Annotated in this window: 12 protein-coding genes; 3 read left to right on the plus strand and 9 right to left on the minus strand. The window is 65.7% G+C overall.

What is annotated here, in order from left to right; translation table 11 throughout:
- Window positions 1-49 precede the first annotated feature (49 nt).
- On the minus strand, window positions 50-1,717 hold the full coding sequence (locus BBTA_RS09160) for a 2Fe-2S iron-sulfur cluster-binding protein (RefSeq protein ID WP_012042191.1): 1,668 nt from the start codon (window positions 1,715-1,717) through the stop codon (window positions 50-52).
- 299 nt (window positions 1,718-2,016) lie between these two features.
- On the minus strand, window positions 2,017-2,781 hold the full coding sequence (locus BBTA_RS09165; RefSeq protein ID WP_012042192.1) for a thioesterase II family protein: 765 nt from the start codon (window positions 2,779-2,781) through the stop codon (window positions 2,017-2,019).
- Window positions 2,782-3,045: 264 nt separating this feature from the next.
- Between BBTA_RS09165 and BBTA_RS09170 the strand changes: the two genes are divergently transcribed.
- The 3 genes from BBTA_RS09170 (at window position 3,046) to BBTA_RS09180 (ending at window position 7,087) form a co-directional block, all read left to right on the plus strand.
- Window positions 3,046-3,657 carry a hypothetical protein gene (locus BBTA_RS09170; protein WP_168167879.1) on the plus strand — a complete coding sequence of 204 codons (612 nt, stop codon included), beginning with the start codon at window positions 3,046-3,048 and terminating at the stop codon, window positions 3,655-3,657.
- Between the two features lie 10 nt (window positions 3,658-3,667).
- On the plus strand, window positions 3,668-5,176 hold the full coding sequence (locus BBTA_RS09175; protein WP_083780772.1) for an MATE family efflux transporter: 1,509 nt from the start codon (window positions 3,668-3,670) through the stop codon (window positions 5,174-5,176).
- 450 nt (window positions 5,177-5,626) lie between these two features.
- On the plus strand, window positions 5,627-7,087 hold the full coding sequence (locus tag BBTA_RS09180) for an aldehyde dehydrogenase family protein (RefSeq protein WP_012042195.1): 1,461 nt from the start codon (window positions 5,627-5,629) through the stop codon (window positions 7,085-7,087).
- Between the two features lie 106 nt (window positions 7,088-7,193).
- Here BBTA_RS09180 and BBTA_RS09185 read toward each other — a convergent pair whose 3' ends face one another.
- The 7 genes from BBTA_RS09185 to BBTA_RS09215 all read right to left on the minus strand — a co-directional run bounded on the left by BBTA_RS09185 (window position 7,194) and on the right by BBTA_RS09215 (window position 14,203).
- Window positions 7,194-8,051, minus strand: coding sequence for an ABC transporter ATP-binding protein (locus tag BBTA_RS09185; RefSeq protein ID WP_012042196.1), 858 nt, complete (start codon window positions 8,049-8,051; stop codon window positions 7,194-7,196).
- Window positions 8,048-9,049, minus strand: coding sequence for an ABC transporter ATP-binding protein (locus BBTA_RS09190; RefSeq protein ID WP_012042197.1), 1,002 nt, complete (start codon window positions 9,047-9,049; stop codon window positions 8,048-8,050). The genes BBTA_RS09185 and BBTA_RS09190 overlap by 4 nt, the downstream gene beginning before the upstream one ends.
- Complete coding sequence (locus tag BBTA_RS09195; protein WP_049795338.1) at window positions 9,046-9,873, minus strand: ABC transporter permease; 828 nt, start codon at window positions 9,871-9,873, stop codon at window positions 9,046-9,048. The genes BBTA_RS09190 and BBTA_RS09195 overlap by 4 nt, the downstream gene beginning before the upstream one ends.
- The gene (locus tag BBTA_RS09200) at window positions 9,870-10,850 is read right to left on the minus strand and encodes an ABC transporter permease (protein ID WP_041750509.1); all 981 of its coding nucleotides are present in this window, start codon (window positions 10,848-10,850) and stop codon (window positions 9,870-9,872) included. The genes BBTA_RS09195 and BBTA_RS09200 overlap by 4 nt, the downstream gene beginning before the upstream one ends.
- A gap of 98 nt (window positions 10,851-10,948) precedes the next feature.
- Window positions 10,949-11,800, minus strand: coding sequence for a class II aldolase/adducin family protein (locus tag BBTA_RS09205; RefSeq protein WP_012042200.1), 852 nt, complete (start codon window positions 11,798-11,800; stop codon window positions 10,949-10,951).
- 100 nt (window positions 11,801-11,900) lie between these two features.
- A complete protein-coding gene (locus tag BBTA_RS09210; RefSeq protein ID WP_012042201.1) occupies window positions 11,901-13,004 on the minus strand; it encodes an LLM class flavin-dependent oxidoreductase in 1,104 nt (367 codons plus the stop codon).
- Between the two features lie 32 nt (window positions 13,005-13,036).
- The gene (locus tag BBTA_RS09215) at window positions 13,037-14,203 is read right to left on the minus strand and encodes an acyl-CoA dehydrogenase family protein (RefSeq protein ID WP_012042202.1); all 1,167 of its coding nucleotides are present in this window, start codon (window positions 14,201-14,203) and stop codon (window positions 13,037-13,039) included.
- Window position 14,204: the final 1 nt, after the last annotated feature.

Genomic DNA, 14,204 nt, shown 5'->3' on the forward strand with positions numbered 1-14,204 from the left:
GATCACGCGACGATCATCCGCGTGCGCGGCCCCTCCCGCCACCGATCGCTCAGGCTTGCGCGAAAGCGAGCCCGCGGGCCTGAGAGACGGCGAACACATCCTGCGATGCAGCCCCTTCGCTCAACGCGAGCACCTCGCAGGATGATGCGTCGACGCTGGCGTGGCGGAAGATCGTCGGATCCGCCAGCAGCTGCTTGCCGCGACGCTCGGCCTGTGCCGCCAGATCCGAGGCCGCGTCGATGGCGACGCCGACCGCCGTCAGCGGCTTGGCCGGGCCGGCGCCAATCCGGCCGATATAAGCGGGTCCGCAGGCCAGACCCATCGCGGCTTTGACGGGACCGCCGAGCTCCGCGGCGAAGCGCTCGTTCAACCGGTCGAGCGCCACATCCATCGCCGCGCTCGCCGCGACGGCAGCGCGGCAGGCGGCGGCCAACTCGCCGTCGCGGCCGAACACCGCGATGATGCCGCCGCCGGTCATGCCCGCGATCCAGCCGCCATGACTGGAGACCGCATCATGCGCTGCGTCGAGAAATGCGTTGAGCAGGAAGATCGCGTCATAGGCCGCGCGGCTCCGCGTCAGCACGGCGTGATCCTGCAGCTGGATGCGGAGTGCGGCGATCTGGCGCTCGATGCCGGCGGCGTCGATGTCGGGCTCGGCGACGGCGGCATCGCTGCGGGTCGCGAGGCGGGTGATGGTGAGCGAGGCGCTCGGCCTGATCTGGCAGGCCAGACGAATCCGGCTGTCGTCGGATCCCAAGAGGGCGCGCTCTGCTGCATTGGCGGGGGGCAAGGTGGCCGCGCTCTGCTCGATCCGGACACTGCAAGCGGTGCAGCGTCCGCGGCCGCCGCAGCCATCGCCATGGGCGACGCCGTTGCCATGGCTGATCTCGAGCAAGGTTGGTCCGATCGCCGTCTTGAGCGTCGGTCCGTTGACATAGGTCACCTCGATCTTCGGCGCGACGACGAGGCGAAGCAGCCGCGCGACAAGCGCGGCGACGGCCGCCAACAGCACGATGCCGTAGCCCGCCAGGACGATCCACCGGACGCGCCCCAACGTGCTCTCGGCATCGCCCGACGGCCAGTGACCCAGGCTGCGGATCTGGGCCGCGACCGAGTCGTCCGCCATCAGCACGCCGGCAACGCGCGCCGAGGCGATCAGTCCGGCGATGGCCGCGATCGGCAAGGCGAGGGCGATGACTCCGAGCAGCGGCGCGAACCGCGCGTAGCCGGCGCGCGGCCGGAGCCATTGGTGCACCCCGAGACAGCCATGGGCCCACAGCAGCACGATCAGCGCAACGTAGAAAGGGGCGCGCTCCGGCCACAGCTTCGCCAGCCGGTACAGCGTGTCATCGGTGACACCGAACAGCATGGCGGCGCCGGCCGTATCGACCAGCGCGGGCAGCAGCAGGAGGGGGACGAGAATGCCGCTCAGGATTTCCGCAGCATCCGACCACGACATCCGCACGGTCGCGCGGCGGGCCGTCAGGGCCAACGTCGCGCCGATGTGGCACGCCAGCGCCAAGGCCAGGATCGCGAGGCCAGCGGCTGAGTGCAGGAGAGCGTCGCGCCAATCCGCAATGCGGCCCATCGCCTCGAGCGATACCACTCCGACGGCGTCGGTGCCGAGCTCGACCAGCGCAACGGCAAAAAGCACCAGGCCGGACCCGAGAGCCGACAGGCGCAGGGCCTGCGCAAATCGTTCGGCAGCTTGGCTCACGAGGCGCGCCGCCTCGTCGCGAATGCGGCGGCAATCGGTTCGGGACTGGCGTGGTCAAAGGCCATGGGCGCGACAAACAACCGGTGCGGTGCGGGTCAAAGGACGATCTCGATCACAATATGTGCGGCCAGCCATGCGTCACGTTCGACGATATTTCGTGTTGCCGGGAGACGAAAAATGCTCCTGCGGGGGCGGATCGGCCGCCACCGATATCTATTCCTTCCGATCGGGAGCGGATGCAAGCGCGGCCTTCGACTGGTCGTCGCGCTACCGTCAAGCCATCGCGGTCAAGCTGCGCCTCAGGACCGCAAGCCTGTCTCGCGCAAGTCGTGCAGCAGGCTCGACGCGACCGCCTCCGCCTGGTCGGCGATGAAAAAGTGGTCGCCTGGGAACATTCTAACCACGCATGTGCCGCTCGTCTCGGACTGCCATCCACGAAGGGCCGCGATATCGGCGTCTTCATCATCCACACCACCATAAACGGCAATGGGCACCGCGAGCTTCCGGTTCCAAGACGGCTCATATGTTTCGCACGCACGGAAGTCGGCGCGGAGCAGCGGCAGCAGAAGCTCCATCAATTCGCGGGTGGCGAGGATTTCGGGAGGGGTAGCGCCGAGTTCCCGAAGATGCGCGATAAACTGGTCGTCCGGAACGGCATGCATCGGCGGAGACGAGCGCGGCACTCTTGGCCCGCCATGACCGGACACTGCCAGCAATTCCGGGAGCTGCGCGCCATATCGCGCGAGTTGATGACACGCTTCAAATCCGACCAGGCTGCCCATGCTGTGTCCGAACAGAACGTAACGGGCGTGGCTTCTGGAGGCGATCTCCCGGGCAAGCCCATCGGCAATCCGATCAATCCGATCCAACAATGGTTCGCTTCGTCGTGCGCCATGACCGGGATAGTCGATGCAGCAAACCTTTATCTCAGGAGGAAACAGCTTCTGCCAATTGGCGAACACACGTCCGCTTCCTCCAGCATAGGGCAAGCAATACAGATGAAGCGGCTCTTTGACGGAACCAGTGTGAGAGGTCGGCGCAGACGGTACGCCCAGCATCGACATTGCATATTTCCTGAGATGATTTCTGCGGGCTGAGAGATCACCCTATAGTAGTTGGTTGCGTCGCGGACGTTAGAAAACGGGACGGTGATTGATCAAAAAAAAGTTAGACCAACAATGCAACCATAAGTAGAGAATTGATTTCTCGCGGCATTGCTGGAGGTAAGATGGTCGTGTATAGGTCGAAATACAACAACGGTCTCGTTGCATCCGGTTCGACGGGCAAGCTCGATGTTGGCGAAGACGTCGCTCACGGATGTTGGCTGCATGACCAAGGCGATGCGGCTCCGGAATGTCCCGAATGTCGAAAACCTCGTCGGATTTTGCGCGAACCTCCTGCCGCGGCTGATCCGGCCGATCGATGAATTGTCCGTCGCGAATTGGCCGTCGGATCCGCAGTCACTGCAGGCTGAGGGCCAGGCACACGACCGCTATCAGTGGCTCGATCTGCACCGATGGCTCGGTCTGCACAGATGTCTCGGCCTCCCCATGGATAAGCGGCTGCGCGATGCCGTCATCGTGTTCGAAAACGTTCCGGCCGCGGACGCGCCCGCAAAGCACGATGCAAAGAACAGGCACGATGCGAAGCGCAGCGGCGGCATCAATGTCGTTTCGTTCGGTCGTTTCGGGGCAGATGATCCGTTGTGTCTTGCCGTCGCTGGCGAGACAGGCCTCGGTCTCCGCCTGACCTTCGGCCGTCAGCGCTTCGATGCGCACGACCTCGCTCGTCTGCTTGACGACGTCGTTGAACTGATACGTGCCGTCGTTGCGGATCCCGAGCGACGGGAGAGCAGTTGTGGTCCGACCGTGAGCATCGCGGCCTACCGTGAAGCACGTTCTGATGCGAGGGAGGATGCTGTGCGCGCGGCATCGCGATGAGAACATGTCGATGGTCCGCACCGCGATAGCCAAGGCACAAATAGTAAAGGCACACATAGCCAGGATAAAAATAGCCAAGATAAAGATACCCAAGGCACAAGCCAGAGTCTCCCGAGCAACACCCGAGGCCCTGTCCGATGGGGTGCCCGAGCCGGTCGCGGCAGCTCCAGCGAAATCGCACCGGCCACCGCCGTCGCTGTGGTGGCCCATCCTGCGCTTCGCCCTTCCGCAAGGGGCCAGTGCGGCATTGCAACTGCTGTCGGGAACGGTGACCGCGGTTTATTTCGGCCAGCTCCTCGGCGTGTCCGCACTCGCCGCGGCATCGGTGTTCTTTCCGGTCTTCTTTCTCCTGATATCGTTCCTGATCGGCCTGATTTCAGGCGGCATCGTTCTTGTCGCGCGCGCTTACGGCGCCGGTGACATGCTGGCGGTCAAGGATGTCGCCGGAACGACGCTCTGTGCCAGCGTCTCGCTCAGTCTCGTCATGTCGATCATCGGCTACGCATTTGTCCCGGAACTCCTTGGTGTCATGTCGACGCCGGCCGACATTCTCGCGTCGGCGATCGACTATGCGCGGATCACATTCGTATCCCTGCCAGCGCAGATCATCCTGCTCTCCTATGTCTTTCTGCTCAGAGGGACGGGAGATGCGAAGACGCCGTTCATCCTGATGGCCGTCTTCTTCGGCATTTCCCTGCTGCTGATGCCCGCCTTGATCCTGGGGTGGGGCGGTCTGCCCAAACTCGGCGTGACCAGCGCGCCATGGGCCAGCATCGGGGCCACCGCGATCTCGCTGCCCGGACTGATCCTGTATCTGCGCCGGAAGCAGCATCCGCTGGTCCTCGACGGCGAACTGATCCGGCGGCTGCGGATCAATCGCGAGGTGATCCGACCGTTTCTGGTGATCGGCATTGCCGGTGGCATCCAGGCCACGGTGGCGTCGCTGGCCGAGGTGGCGGTCGTCACGCTGGTGAATTCGTTCGGATCGAACGCCACCGCGGCCTATGGCGCCATCAACCAGGTGATCGGATATCTGGTCGTGCCGATGCAGGCGGTGGGGCTCGCGGCGAGCGTGATGGCGGCGCAGGCGATCGGAGCAAAGCGGCTTGGCCAGCCGCACCTCATCGCGCAAATCGCGGCGATCATGAATGTCCTGATCGGCGCGGTGAGCGTGGCGGGGCTGCTCGGCTTCGCGGACGGCATCCTGTCCTGGTTTGTCACCGACGCCACGACGTCGGCAGTCGCGGAGCGAGCCCTGCGCATGATGCTGTGGAGCTACATCCTGACCGGCATCTCGGACGTGCTCGCAGGCGTGATGCGCGCGTCAGGTACGGTGGCGTGGCCGACCCTGATCTCGCTGGGCGGGATTTGGCTGGTGCAGGTCCCCGTCGCGTATCTGCTGGCCGGAACAGCCGGGTTGGATGGCGTCTGGATGGGCTATTCTGCCGGCTTTCTCGCGGCGCTCCTCGCCCAATCGGCGTATTACGGCCTGGTCTGGCGGTCCCGCAAGATCGGGTGACTTCTCTTTCTCTCCAGAGCAGGCCCACGCCGGCCTCACCTCCTGCGCCGCAGCAAGCTACCGCGAGACGCGCTGTCGTCATTCTGCATGGCAGTGATTGGCGTGTACGCGCGCACGCCAGTCACCGCCGCCGCGGTCTGCTGGCGACGCCGATCAGCCCGGCCGCAAATGCTGGTGACGGGCATGGCGGTGATGTGCAATCTGCGGCCTGTGATAGGAGACCGGCCTCGGCCCGGCTCCGGAGAGAGTTGAGAGCGTGGTCGAAGCGATCGAGCGCATGGATCGAAAGCCGCTGGCGGCGATCGCGGGGGGAGAGCCGATGGGCGTCGCGGCTGGTCGAGGTCGCGCCCGATCTCTGCCTGTGAGGTCGTCCGCATCGTGGTCTCTGCCGGGGCGAACAGCTGAAGTCGCCGGGACATCGCGACAATCGAGAGAAGTTGGAGAGCTGCCATGAATGCCAATGTGAAACTGCCTGCCGCAAAGGGTGTCTTCATCGACAACAAATGGCAGCCCGCGCAATCCGGTCGTACCATTGCGATGCTGGCACCGGCGACCGGACAGGTGATTGCCTCGATCGCGGCTGGCGATGCGGCGGACATTGATCTCGCCGTCGCGGCGGCGCGCCGCGCGCTCGAAGGATCGTGGGGGCGGCTTGCTGCGGTCGAGCGCGGGCGGCTGCTGTCGAAGCTGGGCCGGCTCGTCGAGGACCATGCGGAGGAGCTGGCGAAGCTCGAGGCCGCCGACACCGGCAAGCCGATGAAGCAGGCCAGAGCGGACGTGGTCGCGGTGGCGCGCTACTTCGAATATTATGGCGGCGCCGCCGACAAGGTTCATGGCGACACCATTCCATTCCTTGACGGCTTCTTCGTCACGACGGTCTATGAGCCGCTCGGCGTCACCGGCCACATCATTCCCTGGAACTATCCGGGACAGATGTTCGGCCGCACCGTTGCGCCGGCGCTGGCGATGGGCAACGCCACGGTGATCAAGCCCGCCGAAGAGGCCTGCCTGGTGCCGCTGCGGCTCGCGGAGTTGGCCGCGGAGGCTGGCTTCCCGGCCGGCGCGATCAATGTCGTGCCGGGTCTCGGCGAAGAGGCTGGCGCAGCCTTGTCGGCGCATGATGGCATCGACTTCATCTCGTTCACCGGCAGCCCGGAGGTCGGCACTCTGGTACAGACGGCGGCCGCCAAGAACCATATCGGCTGCACGCTGGAACTCGGCGGCAAGTCGCCGCAGATCGTGTTCGCTGACGCCGATCTCGAAGCGGCGCTGACCTCCGTTGCTGCGGCCATCGTGCAGAATGCCGGGCAGACCTGCTCGGCCGGCTCGCGCGTGCTTGTCGAGCGCACGATCTGGGATCGCTTCCTGGCCGATCTCACGCTGCGGTTCGAAAAGATCACGGCTGGCACGCCGGAGATGGATCTCGATCTCGGCCCGGTCATCAGTGCGGTCCAGAAGACGCGCATCGAGAGCATGCTGGCGCGCGCGGAAAGCGGCGGCGCCAGGCGCGTGGCCTCGGGCAGGATCGCCGAGGGCGTCCCGAGCGAGGGCTTCTACGTTGCTCCGGCGCTTTACCAGCACGTCGCGCGCGACTCCGAACTGGCACGCGAGGAGGTGTTCGGTCCGGTGCTGGCAGCGATGCCATTCGATGACGAGGCCGACGCGATCAGGCTCGCCAATGCCACCGATTTCGGCCTGGTCGCCGGCGTCTGGTCGGGCGACGGCTCGCGCGCCATGCGCGTGGCGCGCAAGGTTCGGGTCGGTCAGATGTTCGTCAATGGCTATGGCGCCGGCGGCGGCATCGAGCTGCCGTTCGGCGGCATGAAGCGCTCCGGCCACGGCCGCGAGAAGGGTTTTGAGGCGCTGTACGAGCTTGCGGCGATGAAGACCCTGATCGTCAAGCACGGTTAGCGCTGCCGGACCGCAGCTCCGAACATCCGCCGGGCGGACGTCACGATGAACATCGCCCGGCAGCATTGTCGTCCGCAAGGCGTGGCGTGAGCCGGTTGCGCGACCATCAGGACGGCAGGTTGTCGTCCTGGCGTGATGCTGACCGCATGGGCGACTGCCGTCGGTGTTTTGACAGGGCGATCGTTGCGTCACCGGCCAGCGCGGTGCCCTTCGCCGACGCCAGCAGCGCGCGGGTGTAGGGATGCGATGGACGGTCCAGCACGTCAGCGGCCGGGGCACATTCGAGGATCTCGCCGCGGTACATCACGGCAATTCGGTCGGCCAAATACTCAACCACCGCCACATCGTGGGTAATGAACAGGAAGGCCAGGCCGCGCCGTTCCTGGAGGTTCGATAGCAGGTTCAGAATCTGCGCCTGGACAGATAGATCGAGGGCAGAAACCGCCTCATCGCAAATCAGGAGCGAAGGTGAGCAGGCCAGGGCACGGGCAATACTCAGCCGTTGACGTTGACCGCCCGACAATTCGTGGGGATAGCGATCGAGGAGGGCGGCCGACAAGCCGACATCCTCAAGCAGCCGTTCCGGCGCAGGCGAGTCTTGCTCGCCGCGCAGTGACCTCAGCGGCTCCAACAGAATCCGTCTGACGGTGAAACGCGGATCGAAGGCGGCACCGCTGTCCTGGAGCACCATGCCGAGCCGTCGCCTCTGCGCCCGGGAGCGGGCTCCCGCCGCGGCGGCCAACGGCTCGCCGTTCAGAGCGATCCGGCCTGCACGATTCGGGATCATGCCCATCACGGCACGAGCAAGGGTGGACTTGCCAGAACCCGATTCTCCGATGATCGCCAGCACCTCCCTCGCTTGAAGTTGGAACGAGACCTGACGCACGGCCCGCACCAGTCCGCGCGGTCCATCGAATGTCACGTCGAGCTGGTCGACCGAGAGCAAAGGTGGCAGGCCGCTCATGTTGCTTGCTCCGCATTGATCCCGCGCTCGGCAACCGCGTGGCAAGCCACATGCCCGTCCGCCGCCACAAGCATCTGCGGACTTTCGCGCTCGCAGCGCTCGCGGACCAGCGGGCAACGGGGGGCGAACGAGCAGCCTCGGCCGTGCTCGCCGGGGAGCGGTGGTGCACCGGCGAGCTCCCGCAGGATCTGCCGGCGGCCTCTCTCGGCGCGGCGCAGCGGGCGAGCTTCCACCAGCGCGCGGCTGTACGGATGCAGCAGAGAATGAGGTATCGCGGAAGCGCTGCGTGCTTCCACCCCTTCTCCAGCATACATCACGAGCACCCGGTCCGCCCATCGCGCAACCAGGCCGAGATCGTGCGTAATGAGCACCACGGCCATCCGGTTGCGATCCTGTATGTCGCGCAGCAACGCCAGGATCTCGTGTTGCACCGTGGCGTCGAGAGCTGTCGTAGGTTCGTCCGCAATCAGCACATCGGGCTGATTGGCAATGGCCATCGCAATCATGACCCGTTGCCGCATTCCGCCCGAGAGGCGGTGGGGGTATTCGTCCAGCATCCGCGCGGACGACGGCAGCCGAACTTGCTCCAAGAGCGTCGCCGCCTCGGCGCGTGCCGCTGCTCGGCCAACTGCGCGGTGCGCCAGGATGGCATCGATCAGGTGATCGCCGACCGTCAGCGTCGGATTGAGGGCGGCGCTCGGGTCCTGGAAAACCATGCTGATCCGATCGCCGCGCAACGCACGAACCTCCCGCTCCGGCAGGCCGGACAGCGAACGTCCGAGCAGTTCGATGCGCCCCGCAACGATCTGCGCCGTCTCGGGCAACAGCCCAATCAGCGACAATGCGCTGATCGACTTGCCACAGCCGGACTCACCGACGACGGCCAAGGTCTCCCCGGCAAGCACCTCCAGATCGAGCCCACGAACCACCTCGGCTCGCGCAGAGCCGTGCCGGAACGCCACGCGCAAATTCCGTACGGAGAGAACGGTTGCGGTCATGAACGACGCCTCGGATCGAGGGCTTGGTTCAAGCCGTCACCCAGCAAGTTCAGACCCAGCACAGTCAACACGATGGCCGCGCCCGGCAACAGCGTCAGCGAGGGGATTGTGCGGATCATGTCGCGGCCCTCGCCGAGCATGCCGCCCCACGAAACCAGGCGCGGATCACCGAGACCCAGGAAGGACAGGCCGGACTCCCCGAGGATGGCGACCGCGGCAAGGATCGAGGCGTTGGTCACCACCGTGGGCAGCACGTTCGGCACCAGGTGGGTCAGGATGACCCGAAGACGGCCGACATTCATCGCCGGAGCGATCCGTACGAAATCCAGTTCGCGCAGCATCAGGGTCTGCGACCGGACAAGCCGCGCCACGCTGGGCCAGGATGTCAGGGTGATCGCCAGAACGATGTTGCGCAGGGTGGCTCCCAGGATCGCCACCACGAACAGCGCCAGCAGGAAATGCGGAATCGTCTGGAACAACTCGCACAGTCGCATCAGCAGCCCGTCGACCCAGCCTCGCGCGTAGCCCGCCACCAACCCAAGCAGCATTCCGATCGCAGTGGCGCAGCCAGCTGCCAATGCGCCGAGCAGCAGCGAGGTCCGCGCGCCGTAGGCGATGCCGGCGGCGACATCCCGGCCCAGCGCATCTGTGCCCAGCGGAAAGTTCAAGTCCGCACCGACCACCAGCAGCGCCGGCGCTACCATGTCGCGCGGATCGTCGGGATAAAGCCAGGGCGCAGCCAAAGCCACGCTCACCAGCGCCGCCAACAGCAGGCAACCCAACGTCAACGCCGGATTGCGGGTCACGATCCGCCGACTGATCATTGTAAGTCGATCCGCGGGTCGAGCCAGGAATAGAGGAGATCGACCAGGATGTTCACCGCGAGCACTGCGACCGCCCCGCACAGCACCACGCCGCTCAGCAGGTTGTAGTCGCGCTGGAAGACCGCCTCGAAGGCCAGCCGGCCAAGGCCGGGCCAGGCGAACACGACTTCCACGAGGATCGCGCCTCCCAGCAGCGTTCCGGCCTGCAAGCCGATGATCGTGACTACCGGCAACAGCGCGTTGCGCAGCACGTAGCGGCGTGCCACGCGCAGGGGCGGAAGTCCCGCTGCGCGCGCGGTGCGGACATAGTCGAGGCCCCGCACCTCCAGCATCGCGGTGCGGGTGACACGCAGGTAGATCGAGGCGAAGAATAGCGCCAGAGTGACGGCTGGCAGCAGCAGATGTGCCAGCAGCGAAGCCAGCGCGCCCGACCATGTCGTGGGCGGGATCGCGTCGAAAAGTCCCCCGGCCGGCAGCCATCGCAGCTTGACGCTGAACAGGATGATCAAGGCCAGCCCGAGAAGGAAACTGGGCGTGGCGTAAATGATGACCGCCACCGCCGACAACAGCCGATCAAGCCCGCCGCCGGGTCGCAGCGACGACAGGAAGCCGCCGCAGACGCCAAGCACCACAGCCATCGCCAGGGCCGACCCGGTCAACAAGAGGGTGGCCGTCACCCGCTGGCCGATCAGGGCGAGCACGCTCGCATGGGCGCTGTAGGAATAGCCGAGATCAAATCTTGCCAGGCGTGCGAGATAGTTGACCAGCCGTATCCAGAGGGGCTGGTCAAGGCCGAAGCTCTGGCGGAGCTGATCCAAATAGTCGGCCGAGGCGCCGCCGGCGTTGCCGACCAGCACCTGCGCGAAATCGCCAGGCGCCAGGTTGAGCAGCGTGAAGTTGATCACGCCGACCATGATCAGGATGGGAATGGCCTGGGTGATCCGACGGACCAGGAACCACATCACTCGCCGGCGCATCGGTCGATCGGACGAGGCTGCCGATTCCTCGAGAGTTGCGAGAGCCAATTCTGTCCGCACAGAAGCCGTTGGCAGCGCGGTGGCGTCGAGGGGGGCGTTCATTGCAACAGGTCCGGCTCCTCGCGGATCACCACGTCCCATTGCTGCTGAAAGCACAGCCACGCTACGAACTCGCTTCCGACACGCGCCGCAGTATGCGCAGCTACCTCGTGCGACAACAGCCGCGGCGTGCCAACGTTCTCGGCCATGATCTGGGCGTGTGCCGCGTTCTCCATCGCGATGAACCAGTAGACGGCGGTCTCGACGGTGTGGCCGACCGTCAGCAGTCCGTGATTGCGCAGGATGACCGCCTTGCGGTCGCCGAGAACACTTGCAATGCGTGCGCCCTCACTCAACTCCTCGACCACGCCGGTGTAGTCGTCGAACAATGCGTGATCGCCATAGAACATGCAGGCATCCTGCGTGATCGGGTCGAGCAGGCGTCCCAATGTGGACCAGACCTTGCCGTGCATCGAGTGGGCATGCGCGGCTGCGATGATCCTCGGATTGGCTTTGTGCAGTTCGGAATGGATGGCGAAGGCGGCGCCGTTGAGATAGCCGTCGCCCTCGACGATCTCGCCCTTGTCGTTCACCAGCAACAGATCGGAGGCGCGGATGTGCGCGAAGGGCACTGCCAGCGGATTGACCCAAAAATGATCGGTCCATTCGGGGTCGCGCGCGGTGATATGGCCGGCGATGCCGGAGGCGAAACCGTTGCGGGCGAACAGGCGGAAGCCTGCAGCCAGTCGCTGCTTGCGGTAGAGGCGCTCCGCCTCCACGGTCGGCTGCGGTGGGGGCACTTCCCAGGTCAACCTGCGGCCGACGTGCAAGGCGGCATCGATGCCGCGCGCGCGTCTCGCGGAGGGGACGGGCGCAGCGTCCGGGCCGTGATCTCGGATCGCTCGGGTCATGACCGATCTCCCTGTCGAGCCGATGGCCCCGGCGGCGGCATCCGCCGCTGCCGCACTGGACGCACCACATCGGCCATGTCGGACATCGAGCCGGCGGACATCACGCGACCTCGGCGGTTACAACGCCAAAGGCCTCGTCGCGCTGCGCCACCGCCTCGCGAACCCTGGGCAGGATCTCTCGACCGTAGGCCAGCGCGTCCTGAATCGGGTCAAAACCGCGTATCAAGAAAGCGGTAATACCCAACTTGTGGTATTCGAGCAGAGCCTCGGCGATCTGCTCGCCGGTGCCTACCAGGCCGGTCGTACTGCCTCGCGCGTTCGGCAGCGAAGCCAACTTGGTCCATAGCCTCTTGTCGAGCACGGCGCCACGACCGGCGGCAGCGCGCAGCCGCTGCATGCCGACGCTTTGAGCGGGATGAACAATGGCGGGTGCGGGAGCGCTGAGCGACTTGGCGGTCTCATAGATGTACTCGGCGCGACTCCATGCTTCAGCCTCCGTGCGACCGATCACCGGACGCAGCGACAGGCTGAAGCGAATCCGGTCGGCGCGGTTCCACTTCGCGGCGGCGGCCCGAACACGCGCAATCGTCTCGCGCACCTCTTCGAGACTCTCGCCCCACATCGCGTAGACATCCGCGTGCTTGGCGCCGACCTCGAGGGCGGCCTCGGATGACCCGCCAAAATAGATCGGGATACCCGATGGTCCAAACGGCTTGAGCGCCGCAAGGCTGTTCCGGATCTTGAAGTAGGTGCCTTCATGGTCGAACGGGCCGGCGCTCGCCCAGAACGTCTTGACCACGTCCAGGAACTCGTCGGTGCGGGCGTAACGCTCGTCGTGGCTCAGGAAATCGCCGTCGCGCTGCTGGTCGGCGTCGTCGCCACCGGTGATGATGTGGACCGACAGCCGTCCCTTGCTGAAATGGTCGAGCGAGGCGAGGTTGCGGGCGGCGATCGTCGGCGGCAGAAAACCGGGACGGTGCGCGAGCAGGTACTTCAGCCGCTCGGTGTGCTGCGCCGCGTAGGCGATGACCTGGAAGCCGTCGGGCTGGCTGCTGTGATAGCCGACCAGCGCCTTGTCGAAGCCGGCATATTCATGGGCGCGGGCGATGGCGGCGACATAGGCGGGATCGATCACGGGACCGCTGGGGGGCAGCGACTCGCTCCCCTCGCGCGAGCCCAAGGCACCGATGAATTCGACTGGCATGGATGCTGTTCCGGTTGCTGGTTACGAGAAGCTCAAACGCCGACGAGAGCGGACTTGCCTGCGCCTGCGAGGATGGTGTCGTTTTGAGGGGTGTGAACGCGGCTGCACAGCACGTCGCGATAGAGACGCCCGAGCGGACTGCTGCGGCTCAGGCCGGGATTGCCGCTCAGTTCCACGGCGATCTCAACGGCGGCTATGGAGTTGCCGGACGTCAGGTATTTGAGCAGGCCCACCTGCTGGGGCGACACGGCACCGGCGATGGCCGCGTCGAGCAAGGTGCGGTTGGCGAGCAACAGGCCATCGATGCGCCCGACAGCCTCCTGGAAGCGCGGCAGCGTCGCCAGCGGCGCTCCCAAATTCGTCGGCGCACGTTCCTGCAGCCATCGCACGAACCAGTCGCGGGCCTCGCGCGCCACCGCGTCATAGATGATGGCGATGAGAATGGTGTTCCAGGCAGCGAACTGCGTATCCAGCCTGACGTTTTCCGCCACATCGTCCTGATATTCGGGACCGTGCTCGAGCGGCACCAGCACATCGTCCAGCGTCACGTCATGACTGCCGGTGGCACGCATGCCGAGATGGTCCCAGCTTTCAACGATGCTCACACCCGGAGCGTCGCCTGGCACAAGCCAGCCCCCGACCCGCGGCTTGGGTTCGTCGCTGCGCGCCCAGATCAGCATCCAACTCAGGCCGGGGGCGCCGGTGGAATAGATCTTGCGGCCGCTGATCCGCCATCCGTCCGGAGTGCGTCGCGCAATCGTCGCCGGCAGACCGCCTCGCGCCGGGGTGCCCAATTCCGGCTCCACGCGCAAGCCGTTGACGAGCGCGCCGCGTTCGACGGCGCTTCGAAACACCAGGGCACGCTGCGTCTCGCGCCAAGCCGGATTGCGCGCTCCGAGGCTGTGAAACAGATACTGCATGGTGAGCACCAGCGCCGTGGAGGCGTCGCCGCGCGCGATCGTGCCGACCACGCGAGCCAGTGTCTCAAGCGAGGCTTCGCCTCCGCCATAAGCCCGCGGCGCGGCGAGCGCCAGCAGACCATGCTCATGCAGGCGACGAAAATTCTCGTGCGGGAAGGCGCCGCTCCGATCGTATTGATCGGCCCTAGCGGCAAACTCGACGCGCAAGGCATCCAGTGTCTCCTGGGACGGAAACAACCCGACGGCCGAGTCGCGAGTGATGGCGGCGAGATTGGTCATG

It is taken from the genome of Bradyrhizobium sp. BTAi1, from assembly GCF_000015165.1.
Classification (GTDB): domain Bacteria; phylum Pseudomonadota; class Alphaproteobacteria; order Rhizobiales; family Xanthobacteraceae; genus Bradyrhizobium; species Bradyrhizobium denitrificans.

Bases quoted from the DNA above. Each gene is read 5' to 3' on its own strand.
- BBTA_RS09165 (WP_012042192.1), bottom strand. From the start codon at position 2,781: ATGTCGATGCTGGGCGTACCGTCTGCGCCGACCTCTCACACTGGTTCC.
- BBTA_RS09170 (WP_168167879.1), top strand. From the start codon at position 3,046: ATGACCAAGGCGATGCGGCTCCGGAATGTCCCGAATGTCGAAAACCTC.
- BBTA_RS09175 (WP_083780772.1), top strand. From the start codon at position 3,668: ATGGTCCGCACCGCGATAGCCAAGGCACAAATAGTAAAGGCACACATA.
- BBTA_RS09180 (WP_012042195.1), top strand. From the start codon at position 5,627: ATGAATGCCAATGTGAAACTGCCTGCCGCAAAGGGTGTCTTCATCGAC.
- BBTA_RS09185 (WP_012042196.1), bottom strand. From the start codon at position 8,051: ATGAGCGGCCTGCCACCTTTGCTCTCGGTCGACCAGCTCGACGTGACA.
- BBTA_RS09190 (WP_012042197.1), bottom strand. From the start codon at position 9,049: ATGACCGCAACCGTTCTCTCCGTACGGAATTTGCGCGTGGCGTTCCGG.
- BBTA_RS09195 (WP_049795338.1), bottom strand. From the start codon at position 9,873: ATGATCAGTCGGCGGATCGTGACCCGCAATCCGGCGTTGACGTTGGGT.
- BBTA_RS09200 (WP_041750509.1), bottom strand. From the start codon at position 10,850: ATGCGCCGGCGAGTGATGTGGTTCCTGGTCCGTCGGATCACCCAGGCC.
- BBTA_RS09205 (WP_012042200.1), bottom strand. From the start codon at position 11,800: ATGACCCGAGCGATCCGAGATCACGGCCCGGACGCTGCGCCCGTCCCC.
- BBTA_RS09210 (WP_012042201.1), bottom strand. From the start codon at position 13,004: ATGCCAGTCGAATTCATCGGTGCCTTGGGCTCGCGCGAGGGGAGCGAG.
- BBTA_RS09215 (WP_012042202.1), bottom strand. From the start codon at position 14,203: ATGACCAATCTCGCCGCCATCACTCGCGACTCGGCCGTCGGGTTGTTT.